This window comes from Bibersteinia trehalosi USDA-ARS-USMARC-188, assembly GCF_000521725.1.
Lineage (GTDB): Bacteria > Pseudomonadota > Gammaproteobacteria > Enterobacterales > Pasteurellaceae > Bibersteinia > Bibersteinia trehalosi.
Genome location: NZ_CP006954.1, coordinates 1,376,615 through 1,391,943, shown reverse-complemented (window position 1 = coordinate 1,391,943; position 15,329 = coordinate 1,376,615). Strand labels below are relative to the sequence as shown.

Here is a 15,329-nt window from a genome sequence, read left to right as displayed (position 1 = left end):
TTACAATGGCAGCCTTCGTTTAATTTTTAATAAGGATTTTTATGGAGAGTATTGTTACATTCTTTGAAAGCATCCTCACTTGGGTTGTAAACACCCTAGATGGTCCACTTTGGGATATTACCGTTATTACGCTTTTAGGCGTAGGCTTATTTTTTACGGTGACTACGGGCTTAGTGCAACTGCGTTTGCTTCCACGTAGTTTGCGTGAAATGTGGTCTGGCCGTTCTTCGGATGGTAGCGCATTGACGCCTTTCCAAGCCTTTGCAACGGGACTTGCCAGTCGTGTTGGGGTTGGTAATATCGGTGGGGTTGCCACAGCAATCGCGCTTGGTGGGCCGGGTGCTGTCTTCTGGATGTGGATTACTGCATTAATTGGAATGAGCAGTGCTTTTGCTGAATCTTCTCTTGCCCAAGCATTTAAAATTCGAGATCCCGATGGTATGTTCCGTGGTGGTCCAGCTTACTATATTACTAAAGGTTTGAAAGCGCACTGGTTAGCTGTGGCATTTGCGACTACACTTATTTTTACTTTTGGCTTTGCATTCAATGCTGTGCAGGCAAATTCTATTGTTGAAGCATCAAGCAATGCTTGGGGATGGAATGCGAATTATGTTGGTATCGTACTCGTTGCTTTAACCGCATTAATTATTTTTGGTGGGGTAAAACGTATCGGCCAAGTTGCTTCAAAAATTGTACCAACGATGGCGTCTTTCTACCTTATTATTGCGGTAATAATTTTAGGGATGAACATTGGTCGAGTGCCTGAAATTTTAAGCTTAATTGTACGCGATGCATTTGATTTCTCAGCGATGGCTGGCGGTATGTTTGGGGCAATTTTCTCTAAAGCAATGCTACTTGGTGTTAAACGAGGCTTATTCTCAAATGAAGCCGGTATGGGGTCGGCGCCAAACTCTGCAGCAGCCTCGGATGCAAAACACCCAGCAAGCCAAGGTTTAATCCAAATGCTTGGGGTATTTGTAGATACTATCGTAGTCTGTACTTGTACTGCGATTATTATTTTAATGTCAAATGATTACGGTGGCGAAAGCTTACGTGGTGTATCATTAACGCAAAAAGCATTAGAATTCCACTTAGGTGAGTTTGGCTTACATTTCTTAGCGTTTGTATTATTGCTTTTCTGCTATAGCTCTATTATCGGTAACTATGCTTATGCAGAGACCAATATCCGCTATATCCGCAATAAACCAGGTTTTGTGTTAGCATTCCGATTAGTTGTACTTTTCTTTGTATATTTCGGTGCTGTGCGTAGTGGCGGTATTGTGTGGGATTTTGCGGATACAGTAATGGCATCGATGGCGATGATTAATTTGGTGGCAATTATTATTCTTGCGCCAATTGTTTGGGTCATCTTAAAAGATTATATGAAACAAGTTCGAGCTGGTGTTGAACAGCCTGTATTTGATGTGACGGTACATCCAGAGTTAATCAAACGTGGTGTTGATCCTGAAATTTGGAAAAGTAGAGATTAAGCACTAACGGATAAATAGCGAGTAAGCGGTCTGTTTTCTTGAATTTTTTGCAAAATTCTACGGAAAACAGACCGCTTTCTTTTTCTTTTTGGCTCAATTTCAGGTAAAATCCGCCGATTATTTTTTCTTACAACGACAACGACTGAAACAGGACAATTTCTGCCCGATGAACATGAAGAACATTCGTAACTTTTCGATTATTGCCCACATTGACCACGGCAAATCCACCCTTTCTGACCGTTTAATTCAAACCTGTGGCGGTTTATCCGACCGTGAAATGCAAGAGCAGGTGCTAGATTCAATGGATTTGGAAAAAGAGCGTGGGATTACGATCAAAGCGCAAAGTGTAACACTTAACTATAAAGCCAAAGATGGTGAAACCTATCAACTTAATTTCATTGACACACCGGGACACGTGGACTTCTCTTACGAAGTTTCCCGTTCTTTGGCAGCTTGTGAAGGAGCATTATTGGTAGTGGACGCAGGGCAAGGCGTAGAAGCTCAAACACTCGCCAACTGCTATACCGCTATTGAGATGGATTTAGAGGTTGTGCCAATTTTAAACAAAATTGACTTGCCAGCGGCAGAACCTGAGCGTGTTGCCGAAGAGATTGAAGATATTGTTGGGATTGATGCGATTGATGCGGTGCGTTGTTCAGCAAAAACAGGCGTGGGGATTGAAGATGTATTAGAAGACATTGTGCATAAAATTCCTGCACCAGAAGGCGATCCTGAGGCACCATTACAAGCGTTAATTATTGACTCGTGGTTTGATAACTACTTAGGCGTGGTATCGCTTGTGCGTGTGAAAAATGGTGTTATTAAAAAAGGCGATAAGATCAAAGTGATGTCCACAGGGCAGTCTTACAACGTGGATCGTCTTGGCATTTTCACGCCGAAACAAGTGGATACCACTGAACTGAAAACAGGCGAAGTAGGTTGGGTGGTTTGTGCGATTAAAGATATTTTAGGTGCACCAGTGGGCGATACCTTAACCCATCACCACAATTCAGCGACTGAAGTGTTACCGGGTTTTAAAAAGGTTAAACCACAGGTTTACGCTGGATTATTCCCAATTTCATCGGACGATTATGAAGCCTTCCGTGATGCCTTAGGTAAATTAAGCCTGAACGATGCCTCACTTTTCTATGAGCCAGAAAACTCAACCGCACTCGGCTTTGGTTTCCGTTGTGGCTTCTTAGGTTTGTTGCACATGGAAATTATCCAAGAGCGTTTAGAGCGTGAATATGACTTGGATTTAATTACCACCGCTCCAACCGTAATTTACGAAGTAGTGCAAACTAATGGCGAGATCGTTTATGTGGATAGCCCGTCAAAATTACCGCCAATCAGTAACATTGCGGAAATTCGTGAACCGATTGCAGAATGTAATATGCTGGTGCCACAAGAGTATTTGGGCAATGTAATTACCCTTTGTGTGGAAAAACGTGGGGTGCAAACCAATATGGTGTATCACGGCAATCAAGTGGCTTTAACCTACGAAATCCCAATGGGTGAAGTTGTATTAGACTTCTTTGACCGTTTGAAATCCACCTCTCGAGGTTATGCGTCATTAGATTACGGTTTCAAACGTTTCCAAGCAGATGATATGGTGCGTGTGGATATTATGATTAACGGTGATCGTGTAGATGCCCTTGCGTTAATTGTACACCGAGCGAATGCGATGTATCGTGGTCGTGAATTAGTGGAAAAAATGAAAGAGCTAATTCCACGCCAACAATTTGACATCGCAATCCAAGCGGCAATCGGCAACCAAATCATTGCCCGTTCAACCGTAAAACAACTTCGCAAAAACGTGTTAGCGAAATGTTATGGTGGGGACGTAAGCCGTAAGAAAAAACTGTTACAGAAACAGAAAGAAGGTAAAAAACGAATGAAATCGCTCGGTAACGTGGAAGTACCACAAGAAGCATTCTTAGCGATTTTGCACGTTGGGAAAGACTAACGCAAGCGGTCAAAATAATTGAATTTTTTGCAAATTTTTCGTTCAAATTAACCGCTTGTAGAGGCGAATTATATTCGCCCAAGATTTAAATACGAATAGGGTGAATGTCATTCGCCCCTACAATGATTTCAGGAGAAAAAATGGGCAATCTTTTAACCATTATTTTTATTGCAGGGCTTTATGGTATTTGGAAAGTATTAGATGACATGCAGTTACCAAATACGATTTCGATTATTCTAGTTGGTTTAGTCGTTATTTGTGGTAGTTTCTGGGCATTCTATAAATTTAGTGCAGATCCGCGCCGTAAAGCTAAAATTGTCCGAGAGGAGAAAAAATTAGGCAGAGCGTTAAACGATGAAGAAATTGCTCAAATTCAACCTCGTTCAGCCCTCGGCGAATTTTTTGCTTCACTTTTTGGTGTGTTATTTATTATCACGATTATTCGCTCTTTTATTTTTGAGCCATTTCAAATCCCAAGCGGTTCAATGGAGCCAACTTTGCGTGTGGGCGATTTTTTAGTGGTGGAAAAATATGCGTATGGGATTAAAGATCCGATTTTTCAAAATACCATTATTCCGATAGACAAACCGCAACGCGGTGATGTGGCAGTATTTAAAGCACCAAAACAACCACATATTGATTACATTAAAAGAGTTGTAGGTGTAAGTGGCGATAAGGTGAAATATGATTTCCGTAGCCAAGAACTGACAGTGACACGAGGTGATACGGGCGAAGTGCTTACTTTCCAGTATAGTGAAGGTAAAGCAAATCCTGAGTTTTTCTATCATGGCGATATGCAAATAGAGCGTACTGAACAAGGCAGCGTAACGCATCAGATTTTAAATAATCCACAAGCATTCAACTATGCGCCTTATTTCTTTAAACAAGAAGGGCAGAACGCAGGTGAATGGGTGGTACCTGAAGGGCATTACTTTATGATGGGAGATAACCGTGATAATAGTGAAGATAGCCGTTTCTGGGGCTTTGTTCCTGAGAAAAATATGGTCGGTAAAGCCACTTTTATTTGGTTAAGCTTAGATAAAAAAGCCAATGAATTCCCAACGGGATTACGCTTTAATAGAATGTTTACCATGATTAAATAATAAATACAGGGGCGGATAATTATTCGCCCCAATCCTTACATAACACTTATGCAATTAGAACGATTACAGAAAAAAATTGGCTATCAATTCGCCAATGTGGATTACCTAAAACAAGCCTTAACTCACCGTAGTGCCGCTGCGAAAAATAATGAGCGTTTAGAGTTCCTAGGCGATTCCATTTTGAATTTTACGATCGGTAAAGCCTTATTTGAAAAATTTCCTAAATCGAATGAGGGGGAATTAAGCCGGATGCGAGCTGCATTAGTGAAGGAGCAGACGCTTGCTGTCATTGCTCGTCAATTTGATTTGGGCGAGTATCTCAAATTAGGTGCAGGTGAAATGAAAAGCGGAGGACACCGCCGAGAATCGATTCTTTCTGACTGCGTTGAAGCGATCATTGCGGCGATTTTCCTTGATAGCGGCATGGATAAAGCGATGGAGCGAACCATTGAATGGTATAAGGCTCTGCTGGCTCAAATGCAACCCGGCGAAGCGCAAAAAGATCCTAAAACTCGTCTGCAAGAGTTTTTACAGAGCAGAAAAATGCCACTCCCAGAATATGAAGTGATTGATATTAAAGGCGAGGCGCACAATCAAACGTTTAAAGTCAGCTGTAAAGTGCAGAATTTAGATGAGATATTTGTGGGCGTTGGGACAAGCCGCCGTAAAGCAGAACAGAATGCGGCAGAGCAGGTGATAGGGAAGTTAGGGGTAAAATAGGTTTTAACGCTAAAATTAAGATCTCACTCCGATATTACCTTGTTACTTTTCTTTGCTTCGCCACAAACGCTTTGCGTTTGAACATCGGCTTTGCCGATGGCACGAAGTGCGAGCGTAGCGAGTAAAGAAAGTAACAATAAAACGCTCGATATAGATATTTATAACAGAATTCAACAGAATAAAAAAGAGAACAACAATGACAACCAAAACCTACTGTGGCTTCATTGCCATTGTCGGCAGACCAAATGTCGGCAAATCAACCCTGCTCAATAAAATTTTAGGGCAGAAAATTTCCATCACTTCCCGTAAGGCACAAACTACTCGCCACCGTATTTTAGGAATTAAAACCGAAGGAGCATACCAAGAAATTTATGTGGATACTCCCGGACTACACATTGAAGAAAAACGTGCAATTAACCGTTTGATGAACCGAGCTGCGAGTAGCGCGATTGGTGATGTAGATATGGTTATTTTCGTGGTTGAAGGCACAAAATGGACAGATGATGATGAAATGGTATTAAACAAACTTCGTTCTACTAAAGCCCCTGTCGTGTTGGCGATTAATAAAGTGGACAATATCAAAGAAAAAGAAGAATTGTTGCCACACATCACTGAGCTTAGCCAAAAATTCCCATTCCAAGATATTGTGCCGATTTCGGCTCAAAAAGGGAATAATGTGCAGATCTTGGAAAAGTTAGTGCGTGAGAATTTACGTGAAGGTATCCACCACTATCCTGAAGAATACGTTACCGATCGTTCACAACGTTTTATGGCATCGGAAATTATCCGTGAAAAACTGATGCGTTTTATGGGCGATGAACTGCCATATTCAGTAACGGTTGAAATTGAGCAATTCAAAGTGAATGAACGTGGCACTTATGAAATCAATGGTTTGATTTTAGTAGAACGTGACGGGCAGAAAAAAATGGTGATTGGTAATAAAGGACAGAAGATCAAAACCATTGGTACTGAAGCCCGTGCGGATATGGAACGTCTATTTGATAACAAAGTACATTTAGAGCTTTGGGTTAAAGTCAAAGCGGGATGGGCTGATGATGAACGGGCGTTAAGAAGCTTGGGTTATATTGATGAATAGTGATAATAAACTTGTAAGTTAGCTTACAAGTTTATTTTTCTAGGAATACATATGCATGAACAGTGGCAGCGAGGTTTCGTATTACATCGCCGAGAGTATAGCGAAACTAGCTTATTGGTAGATTTTTTTACTGAAGAGCACGGGCGGATAACGTTGTTAGCCAAAGGGGCTAGACGAGCACGTTCGCCATTAAAGGCGGTACTACAGCCTTTCACGCCTTTGCTATTACGCTGGACAGGTAAAGGGGAATTGAAGATCCTTACCAAGGCAGAATCTGCTTCCTTAGCATTGCCAATGAATACACATGCACTATATAGTGGTTTCTATGTAAATGAGCTTTTATCTCGTATTCTTGAAAACCATACAGCATATCCAGAACTTTTCCAAGACTATTTCAAATGTATGCTTGATCTAGCAAGTCATGCAGACAGCCTTGAGCCTACCTTAAGAACCTTCGAATTTAAGCTGCTACAAGCGGTTGGTTATGGCTTAAATTTTACAAATTGTGCTGCAACGGGCGACCCCATTTCGCCAACAATGACTTATCAATTCTACGAAAATGAAGGTTTTATCGCTTCGCTTTTACAGAATAATCACACCTTTTTAGGGAAAGAATTATTGGCATTTTCCGAACTGGATTTTTCTCAAAAAGAGACGCAGCAAGCTGCTAAGCGCTTTACACGGATTGCGCTGAAACGCTTTTTAGGTAATACACCTTTAAAGAGTCGTGAGCTCTTTCAATCTATTTTGCCAAATAAAGTAAAAGCAACTTAGGCGTTTCTCTGTGCTAATTAGTTTGAATCCTCAATGCTCCCTAGACCTTTACGAATCATAGCTTCAAAAAATGGGTAATCCACTAAGAACGCATCATGTCCGAAATCGGAATGGAATTCATAGTAATCGACAACTACACCAGCCTTTTCTAAGCGTTGGCAGCTTTTTTGTACATCAATCTGTTTAAAGAGCTGATCACTGGTTACTCCGACTAAAGTATAGTGGGCTTTAATTCGAGAAAGTGCTTCTTGTTCACTCGAAAAACCTAAGGCAGGATCGTATAAATCTAAGGCTCTTAATAAGCGTAGGTAGGAGTTAGCATCAAAGCGATCTAAAAATTTTACACCTTGGTAGCTTAAATAGGATTCCACTTGGAAGTGATCACCCCAGATTAAACCATGCTGTTTTGTTTCTCGACCAAAAGCTCGGGCTAATTGAACATTGGTTCGATAGGTGAGCATGCCGAGCATGCGGGCAAGTTTTAAACCATCGCTGGGTGGTGTGCCATCATAATAATCACCGTGGTTAAAATTGGGATCATTAATGACAGCCTGACGCATCACATGGTTAAACCCAATAGCTTCTGCACTGAGGGTGAGAGAAGAGCAGAGGTTGATAATATTATCGACAAATTCCGGATAACTGATGCCCCATTGTGTTGCTTGCATTCCGCCAAAAGATCCCCCGGCAACTGCGTGGAGATGAGGAATACCAAGTTTGTCCATTAACGCTTTTTGTACCGCAACAATATCTTGTACTGTAATAATTGGGAATTGACTCCCATAAGCTTTGCCTGTTTGTGGATTAATAGAAGAGGGCCCTGTAGTACCTTTACAACCACCTAGTACATTTGAACAAATAAAAAAGTATTTATTGGTGTCGAATGCCAAACCTGCGCCAATAAAATCCTGCCACCAACCTTTATCCGCAGGTGGTGCATAATAGGGTTCGGCATCACCTGTTAATGCATGGCAGAGTAGTACAACATTACTTTTATCCTGATTAAGTGTTCCGTAAGTCTGATAGGCTACTTGAATAGGTGAAAGCTCGCCGCCTAAAGCTAATTTCAACGGGGTGTCTTGAAAAAGTGTCAGGGATTGTGCCATTGCCGTTCCTGTGTTTGCAAAATTTTCTGCGAAAATAACCGCTTGTTAAAATAATGCGGAGTAACTTAGCGGTGATGGCGTAGCTTGTCAAGGAATTTTAGAAGTCTAAACGTCTAGAATGATAAACGGCTAAAATTTCTTTACTTGCAATTTTACTTAGCTTAGTTATGCTTATCCAGTTTTCTATATCTATGATTTATTTATGCACTCGAAATACATATCACAATGCCATCCTAGGCAGCAATCTTGTTCTAGCCTTGTCAGCTTTGTGCTCAAAGCAACAGGGCTATTACTTGTCTTGATGTTGCTCATCTTGATTGTGATTGATGTGGGAACAAGTTATTTAGTGCGGGATAGGGTATATAAGAAATTAACAGATTTACCTTACCGTGAGCATACTGTAGTGCTCGGGACGGCAAAATTTTATCTTAGCGGTTCGCCCAATCTTTATTATAAATATCGCTTACAAGCGGCAAAATACTTATATGAAGCACAAAAAAGTCATTATTTGTTAGTGAGTGGCGATAATAAGACACCATATTATAATGAGCCTAAAATGATGACACAGGATTTAGTCAAAATGGGGATTCCGCAAGCAGATATTAAGCAAGATTATGCGGGGTATAACACGTTAGATTCTGTCGTTCGTGCTGCTAAAGTGTTTGAGCTAGAACCTTTTACAATTATTTCGCAACAATTCCACTGTGAACGAGCATTATTTATTGCCAAAGTAAAGGGCATTGATGCTATTTGTTATGCTGCCGAATATCCTTCAGAACATTATAAAGTTCGTATCCGTGAATTTTTTGCGCGGGCAGGGATGGCGCTTTATTTATTGTTCGGTGTTGAGCCAACAAGCTTAGAACCCTCTAAGATCAATGCATTGCCGTCGAAAAAGTCGGCGGAAAGTTAGAATTTTCGTAATCACAGCATAATTTGTGCTATGATCGCATGCTGTTTTTAGCTTACAAATTAGGGATATCCCCTAGTATGAATAGACGTTTAAATTTACTTTTAATTTTGATTACCTTGGGGCTAGCGAGTTGGGCTTACTATCTTTATCAAGAAAATGAGCAAGCAGGGCTATCTCAGTTAATTAAAAAAGATGGCGAACCTGAATATACTGGTAACCGAATGGAAACCATGGTTTATGATGATAAAGGTTTACCACAGTACTTTGCATCCGCAGATGAAATCAAACGTTATGAAAGTAACGAACGTACGGAGTTTTTAAAACCGTTATTGGAGCTTTTTGGTAAAGAGACTCACTTAAAACAGTGGAAGGTTAGCGCAGATAGTGCTGAAATTACCAAAGAAAAAATGCTGTTTTTGCGTGGCAATGTAAAAATAGAGAGCTTAGATAAAAGTTCGCGTTTACAACAAATAGAGACTGATGCCGTAACGGTTGATTTAACGACTCAAGATATTTTTTCAGAAAGTGTGGTTAAATCAACGGGATTGGGCTTTAGCTCAACAGGGAAAGGTTTGACAGGTAACCTAAAAAAGCAGACTGCAACTTTACTTCAAGATGTTAAAACCTATATTGAACCAACGGTTATTCCAAATAACAGTGGGCGAACTGAACATAAAAATTAAGGTAGATGAAAGTATGAAATTAATGAAATCTGTACTCTTTTGCTCATTATTAGGCATGAGTAGCGCTGCATTGGCGTTGAAAGGGGATACTGATCAGCCAATTAATATTGAGTCTGGTAGTCAATCGCTTGATATGGAAAGCAATGTCGTTATTTTTAGTGATAATGTTGTGATCACACAAGGTTCAATTAAAGTGAATGCCGCCAAAGTAACCATCACACGCCAAGAGGGCAAAAAAGAAGTCATTGATGCTTCAGGTTCTCCGGTAACATTCCAACAAACCTTGGATAATGGTAAGCCGGTACGTGGGAAAGGTAACAAAGTGCATTATGATTTAGCGACGGAATTTTTAGTGCTGAGTGGTAATGCTGAGTTAAGACAAGAAAGCAGTGCCATTCGAGCTGAAAAAATCACTTATGACGTGAAAAAACAGCAATTAAAAGCAAGTAGTAGTGGGAAAACACGCGTGAAAACAGTGTTATATCCAACACAATTACAGAATAGTAAAACAAGTAAGAAAAAATAGGTAGAAAGTATGCCAACGCTTTATGCAGAACATTTGGCGAAAAGTTATAGCGGTCGTCAAGTGGTTAAAGATGTCAGTTTTAATGTCAAAGCGGGGGAAATTGTCGGTTTACTTGGTCCGAATGGGGCAGGGAAGACAACTTCTTTCTATATGGTTGTTGGGCTTGTACGTCATGATCACGGAACAATTCGTATTGATGAGCAAGATATTAGTGTCCTGCCAATGCATGATCGCGCTAAGCAAGGTATCGGCTATTTACCGCAAGAAGCCTCTATTTTTCGTCGTTTGAGTGTGTATGACAACTTAATGGCGGTGCTACAAATCCGTAAAGATCTGAATGAGCAGCAACGTAAGGCACGGGCAGACGAGCTGATTAGCGAATTTCATATTGAGCATATTCGTGATAGCTTGGGGCAATCTCTTTCTGGCGGTGAGCGTCGTCGCGTTGAGATCGCACGAGCACTAGCGGCCAATCCTCAGTTTATCCTGCTTGATGAGCCTTTTGCAGGGGTTGATCCTATTTCTGTGATCGATATTAAAAAGATTATTGTGAACCTAAAAGAACGAGGATTAGGGGTTTTGATTACCGATCATAATGTACGTGAAACCCTAGATGTGTGTGAGCGTGCCTATATTGTTGGTAGTGGGCAGATGATAGCGAGTGGTACGCCACAGCAGGTACTAGATAATGCTGATGTAAAACGCGTTTATTTAGGCGATCAGTTTAAACTTTAAGAACAAGCGGTTATTTTTTGCAATTTTTTTGCAAAAGCACTGCTTCTAATACAAATGAAATTAACGGAATTTTTAACGCCGGAAAATATTCGGCTTGGCGTGGCTGTTTCCAGCAAAAAACGTGCGTTAGAGCTAGTGGGTGAAGTGGTTGCGGATTATCTTAATCAGCAACAAGATAGTGAAACAGGGCAAAATCTATGCCCAGTGGCTTGCTTTACGAACCTATTTAAACGGGAAAAGCTCGGTTCAACAGGGATCAATCAAGGGGTTGCTTTACCGCATGCAAAACTACCAGAAAATAGCTGTGCGAGTTTGCCAAAACCTGTGGCAGTTTTTTTGAAACTTGAAGAACCGATAGAGTTTGAGGCAAGTGATAATAAACATGTTGATTTAATTTATGCGTTACTCTTTCCTGAAGATTGTTGTGGCGAATATAAAAATAAATTGCCAGAAATTGCGCAATTGCTCGGTGATAAAGCATTGCTCAAACAGCTACGGGCGGCTGAAAGCGCGGACGATATTTGGCAAATTTTAGATCGTAGTGAAATTCAACAGAATGAGAGTGAAAACTGATGGAACTCATTATTATTAGCGGCCGTTCAGGATCTGGAAAATCAGTTGCCTTACGAGCATTAGAAGATGTGGGATATTATTGTGTGGATAATATCCCTTTGCCGTTAATACCACAGCTTACCGAATATGCAATGAAAACGGATAAATCGGTAGTGGTTAGCTTAGATATTCGTAATTTTCCAGAAAATGCACGAGAGTTTGAATCTATTTTACATAGCTTACCTCAGTGTATTTCAACGAAAATTATCTTCTTAGAATGTGAGCGAAACAGCTTAATTCGTCGCTATAGCGATTCTCGTCGCTTACACCCTCTCTCTAGTCAAGATTTATCTTTAGAAAGCGCGATTGATTTAGAAACTCGTTTGCTTGAACCATTAGTGCAACAAGCAAATTATATTATTGATACCACACATCTTTCTTCTCACTCTCTGGCAGAACAACTGCGTGAATTATTACGAGGCTCTTCAGAAAAAGTGCTCCAAATTATTGTGGAATCTTTTGGCTTTAAATATGGTGTTCCGGCAGATGCGGATTATGTATTTGATGTGCGTTTCTTACCTAATCCACATTGGGATGTTGAATTACGTCCAATGACAGGGCTTGATCAACCTGTTATCGCATTTCTTGAGCAACATGCTGAGGTGCATAATTTTATTTACCACACTCGCAGTTATTTAGAAATGTGGTTGCCTGCTTTAGAGAAAAATAATCGTAGTTATTTGACGATTGCAATTGGTTGTACTGGTGGCAAACATCGTTCAGTTTTTGTTGCAGAGCAAATAGCCAAATACTTTGCTAGTCGCGATAAAAAAGTACAGGTGCGTCATCGCAGTTTAGAGAAACATCATAATAAGAAAAGTTAAAATGAAAACAGCAGATATTGTGATTGTTGGTGGCGGAATGGTCGGGCTTGCCGTTGCAGGTTTGCTGGCTAAAACAGATTGCCAAATTAAGATTATTGAACAGCATGTACCGCAGGTTTATGAGGCAGAAATCAGTAACCGTGTGAGCGCCATTAATCGTGCCAGCCAACAAATGTTACAAGTCATAGGCGCATGGCAACTGATTCCTGAAGAGCGTTTATCGGCTTACGATAAAATGTCGGTATGGGAAAGGGACAGTTTTGCTAAAATCTGTTTTGATAATCATGATCCCGTAATTCGCCAGCTAGGGTTGGATCAGCTCGGTTTTATTATTGAGAATAATCAAATTCAAGCAGCTTTATGGCAAAAAGTGAGTCAGCAAGCCAATGTTGAGATCATTTTAACTCAACCTAAAACATTAGGGATTAGTGAAAATGGCGCTTTTCTTACTTTAGAAAATGGCGAAATGTTATCGACCAAATTAGTGATTGGCGCGGATGGGGCAACTTCTTGGGTGCGCCAGCAAGCTAAAATTCCGCTAGTCAGCCGCGATTATCAGCATTCTGCTTTGGTATGTAATGTACAAACGGCTGAAAGACACGAAAAAACAGCACGACAAATTTTTGCACCAGACAGTATTTTGGCTTTTTTACCACTACCCGATCAAAATCTCTGCTCTATTGTTTGGTCATTACCACCAAATAAAGCGAAACAGCTTGTAGAATGTGATGAAATGCAATTTAATCAAGCGTTAAGTATTGCTTTTGATAATCGTCTTGGACTTTGTTCTTTGCAAAGTTCTCGTGCAATTTATCCGCTTGTAGCGCGTTATGCGCGGGATTTTGCACGTTCTCGAGTGGCTTTAGTTGGCGATGCCGCACACACTATTCACCCATTGGCTGGTTTAGGGGTAAATTTGGGTTTTGCGGATGCAATGTTATTAGCGAAAGAAATTCAAGTGCATTTGCAGCTTAGTCATGATATCGGTGAATATCGCCATTTACGCCAATTTGAACGAATGCGAAAGGTTGAGGCAGTAAAATTACTTACCGCAATGGAAGGAATTAAACAGTTATTCAGTGGTGATAATCCATTAAAAAAATTGGTTCGAGGCATAGGCATGTCTGCAACAAATCAGAATAGTTTGTTGAAAAAATTCTTGATTGAACAAGCTATTGGTGTTTAACCGAGTGTTTTTTGCTCGTTTAAGTATAGAGGTTGAACAAATTGTCTAAATCTCTGTCTTAGGCGAAGTAATTAGCGAGCCTTATGCGATAAAATAAGGCTTATTTTTATTTATCTTCATAAAGGACTGTTCAAATGAACAAATTTACCAAAATTAGTGCAGCTGCATTATTTGCTCTTTTCTTAACCGCTTGTGATAAACCAGCTGAAAAAACTGCGGAAGCACCAAAAGCTGAAGCAGCGCAAGCTCAAGTTACTCAAGCAGTTGATCAACAAGAAGTTGCTGATTTTCAAAAAATCGTGGAATGGAATCAAGCACAAGAGGCCGCTTTAGCAGAGTCGCAAGCCGCGTTACAAGAAACTATTGCAACAGGCGACAAAGCCAAAATTGAAGAGTCATTAAAAGTATTTACCACTAAAGTAGCAGAAGTATTAAGTAGCTTAGATGCTGTAGAAGTGAAAAGTGAAGCAGTTTCTCAATTCAAAGCAAAAACGAAAGAAACTTTAACGCTATCTAATGATTTAATTACTGAATCGGTAAAAGTGATGGCAAATCCAACTGCTGAAGCACAACAGGTGATTCAAGAAAAAAGCCAAGTGTTGATTAAAGCTGGTCAAGAATTACAACAGCTTCAATTACAGTTACAACAACGTTTGATGCCAACAGCACCGGCTGCGGATGCAAAATAAGCAATAAATATAAAGCCAAGATTTTCTCTTGGCTTTATTTGTTTTATCTGCTCTTCAGCTTAATTGTGATTTTCCATCTCTTTCAATTTTATTTGGAATTCTAAATCTTCCGTCATTAAATCATCAGAGCTACCAGCGATACTGCGGCTTTCGCTTGCCCATTCGCCTAAATCAATTAAACGACAGCGATCGCTGCAAAATGGACGGTATTTACTCTCTTCAGACCAAATTACTTCGGCTTTACAAGTCGGGCAGTTTACTTTCATTGTTATTCCTTATGTTGAGCTTTCGCTAAATAATATTGGTGCAGTGCATTCACTTGTTCTTTCAGCTTTTTAGCGTTATCCGCAATCGGCAGATTATTTTCAATAATATCATGGGCATGTTCAAGACGCTCTTCTCGGCTGACTTGTGCTTTAATGATATTTTTGATTGTTTCGGTGCGGTTATTATCGCGTTGTACCGCTCGTTTTAGTTGAATATCAGGCTGAACATCGATCACTAAAATACGATCACAGTACGCGGTTAAATTATTTTCTATTAATAGTGGTACAACCCAAATTGCATAAGGGAAATGAACCTGTGCTAGCTGATGTAGCATTTCAGTGCGAATTGCGGGGTGGAGCAGATTATTGAGCCATTGTTTCTCAGTTTCATTATGAAATACAATTTGTCGTAACTTTGTGCGATCGAGCTCCCCCTGCGTGGTTAGGATCTGAGAGCCAAAATGTTCGACAATTTGTGTTAAAAGAGGCGAGCCTTTTTCTACGACTTCTCGCGCGACAATATCTGCATCAATAATTGGTACGCCTAATTGGGCAAAATAGTCAGCAATGGTTGATTTACCACTGCCGATACCACCGGTTAAACCTACAATGTATGTCATGGCACGTTCCGTTTTCTTAT

At 40.3% G+C, this 15,329-nt stretch carries 17 protein-coding genes; 14 read left to right on the top strand and 3 right to left on the bottom strand.

Going from position 1 to position 15,329, the window contains the following annotated elements:
- The first annotated feature begins 41 nt into the window (after positions 1–41).
- The 6 genes from F542_RS06345 (at position 42) to recO (ending at position 7,149) form a co-directional block, all read left to right on the top strand.
- The gene (locus tag F542_RS06345; RefSeq protein ID WP_015432331.1) at positions 42–1,490 is read left to right on the top strand and encodes an alanine/glycine:cation symporter family protein; all 1,449 of its coding nucleotides are present in this window, start codon (positions 42–44) and stop codon (positions 1,488–1,490) included.
- Between the two features lie 172 nt (positions 1,491–1,662).
- Positions 1,663–3,456, top strand: a complete 1,794-nt coding sequence (lepA, locus tag F542_RS06340; protein WP_015432332.1) for a translation elongation factor 4 — start codon at positions 1,663–1,665, stop codon at positions 3,454–3,456.
- A 140-nt stretch (positions 3,457–3,596) separates the two neighbouring features.
- Positions 3,597–4,559, top strand: coding sequence for a signal peptidase I (gene lepB, locus F542_RS06335; protein WP_025267134.1), 963 nt, complete (start codon positions 3,597–3,599; stop codon positions 4,557–4,559).
- Between the two features lie 48 nt (positions 4,560–4,607).
- Complete coding sequence (gene rnc / locus F542_RS06330) at positions 4,608–5,279, top strand: ribonuclease III (protein ID WP_015432334.1); 672 nt, start codon at positions 4,608–4,610, stop codon at positions 5,277–5,279.
- A 196-nt stretch (positions 5,280–5,475) separates the two neighbouring features.
- Entirely contained in the window at positions 5,476–6,375 is a 900-nt protein-coding gene (era, locus tag F542_RS06325; RefSeq protein WP_015432335.1) for a GTPase Era, read from the top strand.
- A 51-nt stretch (positions 6,376–6,426) separates the two neighbouring features.
- On the top strand, positions 6,427–7,149 hold the full coding sequence (recO, locus tag F542_RS06320; RefSeq protein ID WP_015432336.1) for a DNA repair protein RecO: 723 nt from the start codon (positions 6,427–6,429) through the stop codon (positions 7,147–7,149).
- A 17-nt stretch (positions 7,150–7,166) separates the two neighbouring features.
- Here recO and metX read toward each other — a convergent pair whose 3' ends face one another.
- The gene (gene metX / locus F542_RS06315; protein WP_015432337.1) at positions 7,167–8,255 is read right to left on the bottom strand and encodes a homoserine O-acetyltransferase MetX; all 1,089 of its coding nucleotides are present in this window, start codon (positions 8,253–8,255) and stop codon (positions 7,167–7,169) included.
- A 301-nt stretch (positions 8,256–8,556) separates the two neighbouring features.
- Here metX and F542_RS06310 point away from each other — a divergent pair, with 301 nt between their 5' ends.
- From F542_RS06310 to F542_RS06275, 8 genes are all read left to right on the top strand, one after another.
- Positions 8,557–9,168, top strand: coding sequence for a SanA/YdcF family protein (locus F542_RS06310; protein ID WP_025289231.1), 612 nt, complete (start codon positions 8,557–8,559; stop codon positions 9,166–9,168).
- Positions 9,169–9,245: 77 nt separating this feature from the next.
- Positions 9,246–9,851, top strand: coding sequence for an LPS export ABC transporter periplasmic protein LptC (gene lptC, locus F542_RS06305; RefSeq protein ID WP_015432339.1), 606 nt, complete (start codon positions 9,246–9,248; stop codon positions 9,849–9,851).
- A 13-nt stretch (positions 9,852–9,864) separates the two neighbouring features.
- Entirely contained in the window at positions 9,865–10,377 is a 513-nt protein-coding gene (lptA, locus tag F542_RS06300; protein WP_015432340.1) for a lipopolysaccharide transport periplasmic protein LptA, read from the top strand.
- Positions 10,378–10,386: 9 nt separating this feature from the next.
- On the top strand, positions 10,387–11,112 hold the full coding sequence (gene lptB, locus F542_RS06295; protein WP_015432341.1) for an LPS export ABC transporter ATP-binding protein: 726 nt from the start codon (positions 10,387–10,389) through the stop codon (positions 11,110–11,112).
- A 54-nt stretch (positions 11,113–11,166) separates the two neighbouring features.
- The gene (locus tag F542_RS06290) at positions 11,167–11,685 is read left to right on the top strand and encodes a PTS sugar transporter subunit IIA (RefSeq protein ID WP_015432342.1); all 519 of its coding nucleotides are present in this window, start codon (positions 11,167–11,169) and stop codon (positions 11,683–11,685) included.
- Positions 11,685–12,548: an RNase adapter RapZ gene (gene rapZ, locus F542_RS06285; RefSeq protein WP_025267132.1), complete on the top strand. Its 864-nt coding sequence runs from the start codon at positions 11,685–11,687 to the stop codon at positions 12,546–12,548. Before F542_RS06290 ends, rapZ begins: the two co-directional genes overlap by 1 nt.
- A 1-nt stretch (position 12,549) precedes the next feature.
- Positions 12,550–13,734: an FAD-dependent monooxygenase gene (locus tag F542_RS06280; protein WP_025267131.1), complete on the top strand. Its 1,185-nt coding sequence runs from the start codon at positions 12,550–12,552 to the stop codon at positions 13,732–13,734.
- A 134-nt stretch (positions 13,735–13,868) separates the two neighbouring features.
- Complete coding sequence (locus tag F542_RS06275) at positions 13,869–14,423, top strand: hypothetical protein (protein WP_025267130.1); 555 nt, start codon at positions 13,869–13,871, stop codon at positions 14,421–14,423.
- Between the two features lie 59 nt (positions 14,424–14,482).
- Here the strand turns inward: F542_RS06275 and yacG are convergent, their stop codons facing one another.
- Positions 14,483–14,689, bottom strand: coding sequence for a DNA gyrase inhibitor YacG (gene yacG / locus F542_RS06270; RefSeq protein ID WP_015432346.1), 207 nt, complete (start codon positions 14,687–14,689; stop codon positions 14,483–14,485).
- A gap of 2 nt (positions 14,690–14,691) precedes the next feature.
- On the bottom strand, positions 14,692–15,309 hold the full coding sequence (gene coaE, locus F542_RS06265) for a dephospho-CoA kinase (RefSeq protein ID WP_042365646.1): 618 nt from the start codon (positions 15,307–15,309) through the stop codon (positions 14,692–14,694).
- Positions 15,310–15,329: the final 20 nt, after the last annotated feature.

Coding starts and splice junctions, on each gene's coding strand:
- F542_RS06280 (WP_025267131.1), top strand. CDS start 12,550: ATGAAAACAGCAGATATTGTGATTGTTGGTGGCGGAATGGTCGGGCTT.
- F542_RS06275 (WP_025267130.1), top strand. CDS start 13,869: ATGAACAAATTTACCAAAATTAGTGCAGCTGCATTATTTGCTCTTTTC.
- F542_RS06345 (WP_015432331.1), top strand. CDS start 42: ATGGAGAGTATTGTTACATTCTTTGAAAGCATCCTCACTTGGGTTGTA.
- rnc (WP_015432334.1), top strand. CDS start 4,608: ATGCAATTAGAACGATTACAGAAAAAAATTGGCTATCAATTCGCCAAT.
- metX (WP_015432337.1), bottom strand. CDS start 8,255: ATGGCACAATCCCTGACACTTTTTCAAGACACCCCGTTGAAATTAGCT.
- coaE (WP_042365646.1), bottom strand. CDS start 15,309: ATGACATACATTGTAGGTTTAACCGGTGGTATCGGCAGTGGTAAATCA.
- lptB (WP_015432341.1), top strand. CDS start 10,387: ATGCCAACGCTTTATGCAGAACATTTGGCGAAAAGTTATAGCGGTCGT.
- lepA (WP_015432332.1), top strand. CDS start 1,663: ATGAAGAACATTCGTAACTTTTCGATTATTGCCCACATTGACCACGGC.
- lptA (WP_015432340.1), top strand. CDS start 9,865: ATGAAATTAATGAAATCTGTACTCTTTTGCTCATTATTAGGCATGAGT.
- yacG (WP_015432346.1), bottom strand. CDS start 14,689: ATGAAAGTAAACTGCCCGACTTGTAAAGCCGAAGTAATTTGGTCTGAA.
- F542_RS06290 (WP_015432342.1), top strand. CDS start 11,167: ATGAAATTAACGGAATTTTTAACGCCGGAAAATATTCGGCTTGGCGTG.
- lepB (WP_025267134.1), top strand. CDS start 3,597: ATGGGCAATCTTTTAACCATTATTTTTATTGCAGGGCTTTATGGTATT.
- lptC (WP_015432339.1), top strand. CDS start 9,246: ATGAATAGACGTTTAAATTTACTTTTAATTTTGATTACCTTGGGGCTA.
- F542_RS06310 (WP_025289231.1), top strand. CDS start 8,557: ATGTTGCTCATCTTGATTGTGATTGATGTGGGAACAAGTTATTTAGTG.
- recO (WP_015432336.1), top strand. CDS start 6,427: ATGCATGAACAGTGGCAGCGAGGTTTCGTATTACATCGCCGAGAGTAT.
- era (WP_015432335.1), top strand. CDS start 5,476: ATGACAACCAAAACCTACTGTGGCTTCATTGCCATTGTCGGCAGACCA.
- rapZ (WP_025267132.1), top strand. CDS start 11,685: ATGGAACTCATTATTATTAGCGGCCGTTCAGGATCTGGAAAATCAGTT.